Here is an 11,571-nt window from a genome sequence, read left to right as displayed (position 1 = left end):
AACAGGCTTTTAGCAGGATTTTCCTGAGACATCAAGAATACATACCAATAAGCTTTATTTTGAGGAGGAATATATAACGATGAATAAAACGGATTTGATTACGAATATTGCTGAAAAAAGTGGACTGAACAAAAAAGATGTGGAAACCGTCCTGAATAACTTTTTAGGTGAAGTTACAGATGCACTGTCCACTGGCGACAAAGTCCAATTAATCGGATTTGGTACTTTTGAAACGCGCAAGCGTTCGGGACGTACTGGCCGCAACCCGCAAACGGGCAAAGAAATTTCAATCCCAGAATCGACTGTACCGGCTTTTAAAGCAGGTAACAAGCTTAAAGAAGCGGTAAAATAATGCGTCTTGATAAGTTCCTAAAGGTATCGCGGTTGATCAAACGACGGACAGTGGCCAAGGATGTATCCGACCAAGGACGCGTGTGGATCAATGACAGAGATGCCAAGCCGAGCAGTGCGGTGAAGGTCGGGGACGAGCTGAAAATCCAATTCGGACAGAAAAGTATCACGGTTCGCGTGGAACAGCTTTCCGAATCTACCCGCAAGGAAGATGCAGCCCACATGTATACACTGCTCAAAGAGGAAATGCACAAAACTGAATTATGGCAAAGCCAGAGAGACTGATCTTTCAGTCTCTTTTGTGTTCTAAATGTGGACATCCCCCCATATGTGTAGAGTATACAAGCTTTGCAGACAATCAAAGCTGATGGGAGGGATCGGTCATGGCCATTGAGCAGGGAAAAGTGAAACGACAAGAAATCAAAATGCTCAACCGCAAGCTGCTTGAGGTGTCCGGTGTTTTAAACGTGGAAAGCTTCGATAGTGAGGAATTTATGCTGGAGACGGACTATGGCTTTCTTAGAATCAGAGGACAGAACCTGCACATTAAGAACCTCAGTCTGGAGCAAGGATTCGTCGTCATTGAGGGCTTGATTAATGAGCTGCTGTATGTGGATGCGAATGCACAGGGGAAGCCTAAGGGATTATGGGGCAAGATGTTTAAATGACGCTGGAGATGCAATTTGCTACGATGGGTACCATGCTGCTGGGAGGTCTGTCGCTCGGGGGATTGTTTGACTTGTATCGGGTGCTTGCCCATCATTTAAGGGCTACTCGTTATGCCTACTATGTGTTGGACCTTGTGTTCTGGATTATCGGGACCTTGCTTATTTTTAAATTGCTGTATGATATCAACTGGGGTCAGGTCAGAATGTTTATCTTTATCGGCCTGCTGGCAGGGGTTGTCATCTATTTCTGGTTGTTCAGCGGAATACTCATTAAATGTTTGCAATTTCTTATCCGTATGGTGAAAATTGTGATTCACTGGGTGGTCCAATTGGTTAATATACTGTTGATAAGACCTGTTGTACTGCTTTTTAGAGTGTTCATCATATTTTTTGGATTTTTATCGGCAATAGCTATTTTCCTGTATAAAGTTATGTTACAATTGTTATATACTGTGTGGAAAATAGTTAAATTTTTAACATTCCCACTAATCAGATATGTTCGTGCTCAAATAGGTAACAATACAACCGTTCAAACGATGGTAAAGTTCATTCGTCGGTTTTTTCATCGGACGTAGGAGGATTCTCAAACGATGCGAGCTGTCTCCATAACAAGCAACAATACGAAACCAAATAATAAAGGCTCTTTTCGCAGACGCCGCTTGGTCCTGATTGTTCTTGCTTGCTTTATGAGCTGGGCTGGCGTAACCTTGTGGAATCAAGTAAGTAAGCTTGGAGCCAAGGATGAGAGATTGAGCGCTTTGCAGCAGGAGCTGGATGAAACTCGGAAAATCAATGAAGCGACGAAGCGTGAAATTGTCCGATTGAATGATCCGGAATACGTTGAACAAAAAATTCGAAAAGAGCTGCATTATGTGAAGCAAGGGGAAACATTATTTTATGTGCCCAAAGAGCTAAAGAAATAGGTCTATGCAAGAAAGCTTTGGTTGACCGTATTGCAGCGTGTACGTTATAATCTCCATTGTTGAAGTCTTTTGTTAACTATTTAAGGGAGGAACATTTTACTTTATGGCAATTGAAGTGGGCAGCAAGCTGGAAGGCAAGGTAACAGGCATTACTCATTTTGGGGCGTTTGTTGAGCTTCCAGAGGGTGGTACAGGTCTGGTGCACATTTCGGAGATCGCAGACAATTATGTAAAAGACGTCAACGATCATTTGAAATTGAGCGACGTGGTAACGGTTAAAGTTATCAATGTCGACAAAGACGGCAAAATCGGTTTATCCATCAAGCAAGCAGTTGACAAACCCCCTGAAGCGCCAAGACCTCAACGCTACGAACGACCAGCTGGTAGTTCCAGTGGCGGCGGTATGGGTGGCAGCGGCGGAAGTGGTGGAGGCGATCGTGGCGGTCGCAGCAGCGGAGGCGGCGGTGGATTTGGAGGCCGTGGAGGCGATCGTGGAGGCCGTGGAGGCAAACCTCCAGTAGGCAAGTTAACGTTCGAGGACAAGGTTTCGCGTTTTTTAAAGGATAGCGAGGAACGCATCTCTTCCCTGAAGAAGAACACGGAAGGGAAACGTGGAGGTCGCGGCGCTAGACGCGATTAAATATAGTAAGGTGATGAAGCTGTATGAGCAAATTTGCTTATGCGGCTTTTTTGTTGATTACTGTCTGATGCTCCCTGTTGCGGGGTTAAACCTGCTTGACAACCAGGCCAAGCCTGTTATATAGTCATACATGTTGTGGCGGTGTAGCTCAGCTGGCTAGAGCGTACGGTTCATACCCGTGAGGTCGGGGGTTCGATTCCCTTCGCCGCTATTGCAAGAGAACAAAAGCATCTTGCCGAGACTTGCTGTCCGGTGGGGTGTTTTTTTGCTGTTAAAGGGGAGCTGTCACACAGACGGCTTCTTTTTTGTCGGAAAAAATTTTATGTCTACCAACTGATTGTGACAAACTTTACAATAGACTCTCGATATACTAGAAAACACTAATCAAATATGGGTGGTGTTGGCCAAGTATGATGAAAAGTTTAGGATGGACTCAAACAGGAATGGAACGAAACCGTTGGTTTCAAAAGACAAAACACAATGTGGTCAGCAAGTTTGCGGACAATCGATGGGTGCAATCAATCGCGGCACGAAAAGGCTCGACCCTCATACTGGGCATGGCCTTCCTGCTGGGACGGGCGATGATTCTTGACCAGTTGGCACCGTTTGCCGTTGCATTTTTTGCTGTGATCTATTTTTTGCGCAAGGAATTGTTAGTCGGAACCGCACTTTTCTTGATTGGGGGGAGTTTGTTCTCACAGGCACCGGGGCACACCGGATATATGATAGTAGCGATGCTGGTAGTACTGCTTATACAAAAAGGTATAGAGCGCTTTCAACGCTCTGACATTTCCTATGCACCATTGATTGTTTTTGCAGCTACCTTTTTCGTACAGCTTTTTGCTGTATTGGCTGCCGGCAGGCTTTCCTGGTATACCTTGACGATAACGGGTGTCGAATCCGTATTGAGCTTGATCTTGACGCATATCTTTTTGCAGGCAGTTCCGGTATTTACGCTTACGCGCAAACATTACAGCTTAAAGCATGAGGAAATTATATGTTTGATTATATTGCTTGCTTCTGTCATGACAGGTACAGTAGGCTGGTTGATTGGACCGGTTACCCTGGAGCACGTTCTGTCCCGATATTTAATATTACTGTTTGCACTGGTGGGTGGTGCGCCGCTGGGCGCTTCGGTCGGAGTTATTACCGGACTGATTTTGAGCTTGGCGAATTCCTCGGCCATTTACCAGATGAGCTTGCTCGCCTTTGCAGGGATGTTGGCCGGGCTGCTAAAGGAGGGTAATCGGATGGCGGTGTCTCTGGGCATGCTGCTCGGCTCTTCGATTTTATCGATCTATATCGGGAATCAGGCAGAAATTCTGAATTCGACGTATGAGTCTCTCGTAGCCGTGCTGCTTTTTATACTAACGCCTCGAGGGGTGCTTCAACTGCTCGCCAAATATGTGCCGGGTACGCAGGAAAATATGAAGTCTCAGCATGATTATGCAAAAAGAGTCCGAGATATTACTGCTGACCGTGTAGAAAAGTTTTCGGAAGTATTTCGTCAGCTGTCCCGGAGCTTTAGACAAATTACAGCGGAAACAGAACCTATGAAAAAGGAGGAAGAGATTGGTCATTTTATGAACTCGGTTGCGAACCGCAGCTGTGCCTCCTGCTGGAAGCGGGATCAGTGCTGGGATGAGAAGTTTTATCAGACCTATAAGTTTATGACGGAAATGATGACGGAGGTAGAGCTCGGTCATGGGCTCAAGCGTAAGGACATGCAGCCGCATTGGAAAAAGCTGTGTGTAAAGCCGGATCAGGTCGCAGAGATCATGCAGCAGCAATACAAGCTGTATCAGAACGACCAGCATTGGAAAAAGCAGATTGTTGACAGTCGGCATTTGGTGGCCGAGCAGTTATTTGGCGTCTCTCAGGTGATGGAGGACTTGGCCAATGAGATCAAGCGCGAAGGTCAGGAGTTGTTCGTGCAGGAGGAGCAGATTCGCAGCGCCTTGGAGGAGCTTGGACTCTCGATCCATAGTATCGATATTATTAGTCTGGATGAGGGTAATGTCGAAATCGAGATTATTCACCAATACACCAAGGGGTTTGATGAATGTCGAAAGATCATCGGCCCCTTGCTATCGGAAATATTGGAAGAACACATAACGGTTAAAAATGAGCAGATGCTGGAGCGTAAGGAGGGCTACAGCACGGTGGTGTTTGGATCGGCGAAGGAATATGAAATTGATACGGGCGTCGCTGCTGCTGCAAAGGGCGGAGATGTGCTTTCCGGCGATAGCTTCAGCACGATTGAATTGGGGAATGGCAAATTCGCAGTCGCTTTAAGTGATGGAATGGGCAATGGGGAGCGGGCAAGGGCCGAGAGCAGCACTGCGCTTACGATTTTACAGCAGCTATTACAGTCCGGTATGGATGAACGACTGGCTATTAAATCCGTTAATTCTGTCTTGATGCTTCGGTCCTCAGATGAGATGTATGCAACTGTAGATGTCGCGTTGATTGATCTCTATGATGCCCATACGACGTTCCTGAAGATCGGATCGGTTCCCAGCTTTGTTAAGCGAGGCAGCGAGGTCATACCGATCACGGCCAATAACCTGCCCGTCGGAATTGTACATGAAATCGATGTCGATCTGATCAGTCTGCCGTTATATCCCGGAGATATCCTTGTTATGATGACCGATGGGATTTATGACGCACCTGGGCATGCGGTGAATAAAGAATTGTGGATGAAGCGGGTGCTGTCGGAAATTGATTCTGAATCCCCACAGGAATTTGCCGATATTTTACTGGAGCGGATTGTTCGTTATCATTACGGAGAGATTCATGATGATATGACGGTCGTAGTCGCGCGTGTGGAAAAGTACAAGCCGGAATGGGCTACCTTCAGCTGGCCCGGATTACAGCGTATTGAGCGTCCTAAGGTGGTGAGCTGAGGCTATCGTTCCCCTCCGTACCCGCTTCTGTAATGCTGTGCGAATGATTCATTTGTTCAATTCCCATTATGAAATCAAGAATATCGCTTCTTAGAAAAGAATCGTAGGTACATGCCGACGATTCTTTTTTTGTAAATGTGAAAACAGCCTGTTTCAACATCGTATTGGTGAGTTTAAGAAACTTGCAAACTGGAAAAACTAAACCTATTAATTGCATTAATAGGAGGTCAACCCGTGAAACAAATTCTTTTAATAACCGATGGCTGCTCAAATGTAGGTATAAGTCCTGTTATTGCGGCTGCTCAGGCCAAGGCTGAAGGTATAGTGGTAAATGTGATCGGATTGCTCAATGAACATGAGGTTGATGAGATGGGAGCGGAGGAAATCCAGGAGATCGCCCGGGCCGGAGGAGGAACCAGTCGGATTGTAACGCCAGCCAAGCTGTCGCAAACGGTTCAGATGATGACCCGTAAGACGGTTGCACATACTATCCAGCAAATTGTAGGCAAGGAGCTGCAGCATATTTTGGGTGACGCCAAGCTGGAAAGCTTGCCTTTGGATCAGCGTGCACAGGTTGTACAGGTGATGGATGATTTAGGCGAAACGGCTTCTATTAAGGTGGCGTTGCTTATCGATACAAGTGCCAGCATGAAGCAGAAGCTGTCAGCGGTCAAAGAAGCTATCTATGATTTGCAGTTAAGCCTGCAGGCGCGAACAGGCAGCAGTGAGACGGCAGTATTCCACTTTCCAGGGACAGGAGCTCATCAGGAAGAGGCGGAAATGGATATGGATTGGACACGGAACCTTGCAAATTTGAACCGTTTGTTTTATAAATTAAACATGAGAGGTACGACTCCAACGGGTCCGGCTCTTTTGAAAGTGACCGAGTTTATCATAGGCACTCCCGCTGCCGATATATATGAAAATGGGAATTTCCGCCATAAAGACACAATAGTGACTGGAAACGCGCCAATAGGCAAGGATGGGATATTGAGTGATTACATCGTTTGATCAAATTATACAATCCGATACCGTCCTGAGCGGCAAATGGAACAAGGCCGTTTATCAGGTTGAACGTTTGCTGGGTGAAGGGGCCAATGGCAAGGTATATCTAGTTAAACGCGGTAAACGTCAATATGCTCTCAAGCTTGGACTGGATGCGGCAGATCTTCAATCCGAGGTGAATGCTTTGAAGGTGCTGTCAAAATCCAATACGTCCTTTCAAAATTATTTGCTGGATGTCGACGATTTCCATCACCAAGGTGTAGATTATCCGTTCTACGTAATGCGTTATATTAAGGGACAAACCATTTCCGATTTTATTAGACACAATGGTCGGGATTGGATCGGTCTGATTGGATTGAATATATTGCGCAAGCTGGTCGAGCTGCATGCCCGGGGTTACGTGTTCGGTGATATTAAAGTGCAAAATATGCTCGTATGCGGCTACGGTGATGTCGAATTGATTGATTTTGGCGGAGTCACAGCAAAAGGTCGATCTGTGAAGCAATTTACAGAGGTGTACGATCGTGGCTACTGGGGGGCCGGAACACGTTCCGCAGATGAGGGCTATGATATGTTTGCTTTTGCTGTACTCCTCATAAGCAGCACGGAGACAGAGCAGAGAATGCATGGAATAGATAAACTGCTGCCGCAAAACCGCAACGTCCAAATGCTGATCGATTTATTGAAGACGAATCCGATCTTGGAGCCTTGTAAGCCTGTGCTGCAAAAAGCACTGCTTGGGCATTACACAAGCTCCAGCCAGGTATTGGCGGCTTGGCGGCGGTTGAAATTTCATAAGCGTTTACCTGCTTCCTCTGCCAATCGGGAAACATGGCTGAAATTGGGATTTACAGCCTCCCTGCTATTCTTTGGTTTAGTCGTTTACTTTTACTGGTCATAGCTGGCAGCAAGCCGGAAGGATGGGGATATGGATCTAGCAGTTGATTTAGCAGCGAGAATGGAATTTTTAATCAAGTCGGAGCGGTTATTGGTGGAAGGGGAATGCATAGTTGTAGCGGTATCGGGAGGACCGGATTCCGTAGCACTGCTGCATCTCCTTTTTACAATGTCGAAACGGTGGAATTGGCGGTTGGTCCTTGCGCACGTAAATCACGGGTTTCGCAAAGAGGAATCGGAGCAGGAGGCTTTGTATGTAGCAAGTCTGGCTGCCGAGCTTGGCCTGCCTTGTGAAGTGGCGCACTTCGATTTACCGCAGTACATTCGGGAAACCGGAAAGAATCCGCAGGTTGCGTCACGTGAGCTGCGCTATCGGTTTTTAATTGAAACCGCACATCGATATGCTGCAGCGCATATTGTACTTGGTCATCACGCAGACGATCAGGCGGAGACGATGCTGATGAGGATACTTCGGGGGACGGGGCCAGCGGGACTATCAGGCATCCCGATTCGTCGCTTAGAAAAAGATGTGGAACTTGTTCGCCCCTTGCTCCGTATATATAAGTCAGAGCTGTTGGATTATTGCCAGCAGCAAGGGCTTGCTTTTTATGTGGACAGTAGTAATATGAATACCAAATATTTTCGTAATGAAGTTCGGCTTGATTTGCTTCCGCAGCTTCGTAATTACAACGATCAATTGCCGCAAGCGTTGAATCGGCTGTCTGTTATGATGACGGCTGAGCATGATTTCATGCATTTGCAGACCATGTCAGCTTTTGCAGAGGGGGTTAACCAGGAAAGTGATTTCTGCGAATGGTCAAGAAAATGGTTTGAAGGGCTTCATCTTGCTTTACAAAGACGTTTGATTAAACTAATATTAAATTGTCTTCTTGGTGACGCAGATTCCATAGATTTCCTAAAGCTTGAGCAAGTGCGGGACGCAATTCTCGGGGACCTATCTAACCTGAGCCTACATATAGGAGGCAGCTTGGTTTTAACAAGGGAATACGATCGGATTTATGTGCATAATGATGGGGTACCGCCTTCATCCTACAGCTATACGTGGGAGCGGGGCATGGATAGCCTGACAATTGGAGAAACAGGAGTCAAGCTGGCATGCAGCTGGATCGAGCGGCCTGCGGTGGATGAGCATTGGGTTGTTCCCGTTCATGATCGTAACACCGCCTGGTTTGATGCAGACCTGCTGAAGTTTCCCCTGCACATTAGAAATCGTAAGGATGGAGACCGAATGAATCTGCTTGGACTGAAAGGGTCCAAAAAGGTAAAGGATATCTTCATCGACACCAAACTACCGCCCAGCTTAAGATTGCAGGTGCCGGTTGTCATGGACGCTCAGGAACGCATTGTGTGGCTGCCTGGGGTTCGCAGATCATCGCATGCCTTGATTACAGGGGATACACGTTTGATGATTTGTATAAGTGCGAGCTCAAAAAGTCTATAAGTGCTATCATTTAATTTTATTTCAGTAGGAGGTTCTCTGTTGCAAAACGACATTCTCGAAGTACTTTACAGCGAACAAGACATTCAAGAGAAAGTTAAGGAGATGGGGGAGCTATTAAGCCGCGATTTTGAAGGGCGTAATCCGCTGGTCATCTGTGTATTAAAGGGCGCGTTTATTTTCATGTCGGATTTGGTAAAACGAATGACAATTCCATTGGAAATTGATTTTATGGCGGTGTCCAGCTACGGACAGTCGACCAAATCATCAGGGGTTGTCAAGATTGTGAAGGATTTGGATGTTCCTGTTGAGGGAAGACATATCCTTATTGTGGAAGACATCATCGACAGCGGACTTACACTCAGCTATCTCATAGATGTTCTCGAACGTCGCAATGCATTATCGATTACAGTCGCAGCCCTGTTTGACAAACCAGCGCGTAGAACGACCGATTTGGAAGCAGACTATAAAGGATTCAGCATACCGGATGCATTCGTAGTCGGGTACGGACTGGACTATGCGGAAAAGTATCGCAATCTGCCGTATGTCGGGATTTTAAAGCCGGAAGTTTACTCACATTAGCATTTCTTGTTATGCCCAGACTTGCTGTGGTACAATAAACAAAGTTGCCGTTTGAGAGGAGGTAAGGGATGAACCGAATTATACGCAATACAGGGTTTTATTTGCTCATTTTTTTGGTCACCGTCGGTATCGTTCACTTTATTAGCACACAGAATGAACAGAAAGACGTAATTAGTTACGATAAGCTCCGACAGGCCTTAGTAGAGAAAAATGTGGATTCGGTCAATGTCAAATTTGACGGATATACATACTTGGTTCGTGGGAAATATAAAAATGCGCCCTTGCCGGATAAGAAAAATTTCGAGACTCGTGCGCCCTTCGACCAAGAAGTAATCCAGATGTTTGAAAAGGCTGAGGTTCCGAACATCACGATTGAGAAAATGGAAGGTGACAATGTTTGGATTAGCTTCCTTACCTCCATTATTCCGTTTGTTATTATTTTCATCCTGTTCTTCTTTTTACTGAATAACGCGCAGGGTGGCGGCGGCAAGGTTATGAATTTTGGTAAAAGCCGCGCCAGACTATATAACGAAGAGAAGAAGCGCGTTACCTTTGAAGATGTCGCGGGGGCAGATGAAGAGAAGCAAGAACTGGTCGAGGTTGTAGAGTTTTTAAAGGATCCTCGTAAGTTCGCTGCTGTTGGTGCCAGAATTCCTAAGGGTGTATTGCTTAATGGTCCTCCAGGAACAGGGAAAACCTTGCTTGCGCGGGCTGTAGCTGGTGAAGCCGGTGTGCCGTTCTTCAGCATAAGCGGTTCGGATTTTGTTGAAATGTTCGTAGGTGTTGGGGCATCGCGTGTACGCGATTTGTTCGAAAATGCCAAGAAGAACGCACCATGTATTATTTTTATCGATGAGATCGATGCTGTAGGTCGTCAGCGGGGCGCAGGCTTAGGCGGCGGACATGACGAGCGTGAGCAGACATTGAACCAATTGCTTGTAGAAATGGACGGTTTCGGAGCTAACGAAGGCATTATTATTGTCGCCGCTACGAACAGACCTGATATTCTCGATCCGGCATTGCTGCGTCCAGGACGCTTTGACCGTCAAATTACAGTTGACCGTCCAGATGTCAAAGGCCGAGAAGAAGTATTGAAAGTTCATGCCCGCAATAAGCCATTAAATAAAGATGTTAAGCTGGAATCGATAGCACGTTATACAACAGGGTTTACAGGCGCTGATCTGGAGAACCTGCTGAATGAAGCTGCTTTAATCGCTGCCAGACGTAACCGTAAAGATATTTCCATGGGTGAACTGGACGAGGCTTTTGATCGTGTGGTTGTGGGTACCCAGAAGAAGAGTCGCGTTATTAGCGAACGTGAGAAACGTATGGTCGCTTTTCATGAAGCCGGACATACGATTGTCGGTTATCATATTGAAAATGCCGATATGGTTCATAAGGTTACGATCATCCCAAGAGGTCGCGCAGGCGGCTACGTGATGATGCTTCCTAAAGAAGGCGAAGACAAGATGATGAATACCAAAACCGAGCTGCTTGACAAGGTAACCGGATTGTTGGCAGGCCGTGTGGCGGAAGAGTTGTTCATCGGTCAAATCGGTACCGGTGCCTATAGTGACTTCCAACGTGCGACTGGCATCGTTCGTAAGATGATCATGGAGTACGGAATGAGCGATAAGCTTGGACCGATGCAGTTCGGCAATGTTCAGGGGCAAGTGTTCCTTGGTCGCGATTTCGGGCATGAGCAAAACTACAGTGATGCGATTGCTTACGAAATCGATCAGGAAATGCAAACCATTATCCGCAGCTGCTACGCAAGAGCGAAGGAAACGTTGGAGAAGTATGCAGATCAAGTACGACTCATTGCTGAGACACTAATGGTGAAAGAGATCCTGGAAAAGGATGAAATTATTCAACTCATCGACAATGGTAGTCTTGATGATGCTTCCGATGTGAGAATTAATATCCAAGGTCAGGAAACAACCTCACAAGCCAATAAGCTTGATTTTGATAAGCATCCAATTGAAGAAGACCCGAATAAAGAATCTTAATTTACTGACTTATACAAGCCGGCGGCATATTCATTGCTGTCGGCTTTGTTGTTGTTTAGGAGCCGGAAAAAAACATGATATAGATGAAACTGGACTCAGGCTAAGGGTATACGCAACCTGCTTTCGGATGC

Annotated in this window: 12 protein-coding genes and 1 tRNA gene; all 13 read left to right on the top strand. The window is 46.2% G+C overall.

The features are described from left to right. Positions 1-79: 79 nt before the first annotated feature. Positions 80-352, top strand: coding sequence for an HU family DNA-binding protein (locus LRL21_RS40580; protein WP_076237312.1), 273 nt, complete (start codon positions 80-82; stop codon positions 350-352). Then, the gene (locus tag LRL21_RS40575; protein WP_240421488.1) at positions 352-636 is read left to right on the top strand and encodes an RNA-binding S4 domain-containing protein; all 285 of its coding nucleotides are present in this window, start codon (positions 352-354) and stop codon (positions 634-636) included. The genes LRL21_RS40580 and LRL21_RS40575 overlap by 1 nt, the downstream gene beginning before the upstream one ends. Before the next feature lie 98 nt (positions 637-734). Beyond that, positions 735-1,019, top strand: coding sequence for a sporulation protein YabP (gene yabP, locus LRL21_RS40570; RefSeq protein WP_076237316.1), 285 nt, complete (start codon positions 735-737; stop codon positions 1,017-1,019). Then, on the top strand, positions 1,016-1,594 hold the full coding sequence (gene yabQ, locus LRL21_RS40565; RefSeq protein WP_240421487.1) for a spore cortex biosynthesis protein YabQ: 579 nt from the start codon (positions 1,016-1,018) through the stop codon (positions 1,592-1,594). Before yabP ends, yabQ begins: the two co-directional genes overlap by 4 nt. Positions 1,595-1,609: 15 nt before the next feature. Beyond that, positions 1,610-1,942 carry an FtsB family cell division protein gene (locus LRL21_RS40560; protein ID WP_240421486.1) on the top strand — a complete coding sequence of 111 codons (333 nt, stop codon included), beginning with the start codon at positions 1,610-1,612 and terminating at the stop codon, positions 1,940-1,942. A gap of 103 nt (positions 1,943-2,045) precedes the next feature. Continuing rightward, on the top strand, positions 2,046-2,582 hold the full coding sequence (locus tag LRL21_RS40555; RefSeq protein WP_076237322.1) for a S1 domain-containing RNA-binding protein: 537 nt from the start codon (positions 2,046-2,048) through the stop codon (positions 2,580-2,582). 137 nt (positions 2,583-2,719) lie between these two features. Then, positions 2,720-2,793 (top strand) — tRNA-Met (locus LRL21_RS40550). Positions 2,794-3,025: 232 nt separating this feature from the next. After that, positions 3,026-5,488, top strand: a complete 2,463-nt coding sequence (spoIIE, locus tag LRL21_RS40545) for a stage II sporulation protein E (RefSeq protein ID WP_240421513.1) — start codon at positions 3,026-3,028, stop codon at positions 5,486-5,488. Positions 5,489-5,722: 234 nt separating this feature from the next. Beyond that, a complete protein-coding gene (locus tag LRL21_RS40540; protein WP_240421485.1) occupies positions 5,723-6,499 on the top strand; it encodes a vWA domain-containing protein in 777 nt (258 codons plus the stop codon). Continuing rightward, on the top strand, positions 6,483-7,394 hold the full coding sequence (locus LRL21_RS40535) for a protein kinase domain-containing protein (protein WP_240421484.1): 912 nt from the start codon (positions 6,483-6,485) through the stop codon (positions 7,392-7,394). Before LRL21_RS40540 ends, LRL21_RS40535 begins: the two co-directional genes overlap by 17 nt. Positions 7,395-7,421: 27 nt before the next feature. Then, positions 7,422-8,852 carry a tRNA lysidine(34) synthetase TilS gene (gene tilS / locus LRL21_RS40530; protein WP_240421483.1) on the top strand — a complete coding sequence of 477 codons (1,431 nt, stop codon included), beginning with the start codon at positions 7,422-7,424 and terminating at the stop codon, positions 8,850-8,852. Positions 8,853-8,891: 39 nt separating this feature from the next. Further along, positions 8,892-9,431: a hypoxanthine phosphoribosyltransferase gene (hpt, locus tag LRL21_RS40525; RefSeq protein WP_240421482.1), complete on the top strand. Its 540-nt coding sequence runs from the start codon at positions 8,892-8,894 to the stop codon at positions 9,429-9,431. Positions 9,432-9,499: 68 nt separating this feature from the next. Continuing rightward, on the top strand, positions 9,500-11,440 hold the full coding sequence (gene ftsH, locus LRL21_RS40520; protein ID WP_240421481.1) for an ATP-dependent zinc metalloprotease FtsH: 1,941 nt from the start codon (positions 9,500-9,502) through the stop codon (positions 11,438-11,440). Positions 11,441-11,571 lie beyond the last annotated feature (131 nt).

Origin of the sequence: Paenibacillus periandrae (assembly GCF_022458865.1) — a bacterium.
In the GTDB taxonomy this organism is placed as follows: Bacteria; Bacillota; Bacilli; order Paenibacillales; family NBRC-103111; genus Paenibacillus_S; species Paenibacillus_S periandrae.
The sequence above is the reverse complement of the archived record's forward strand: the minus strand, read 5'-3'. Positions and strand labels throughout refer to the sequence as shown.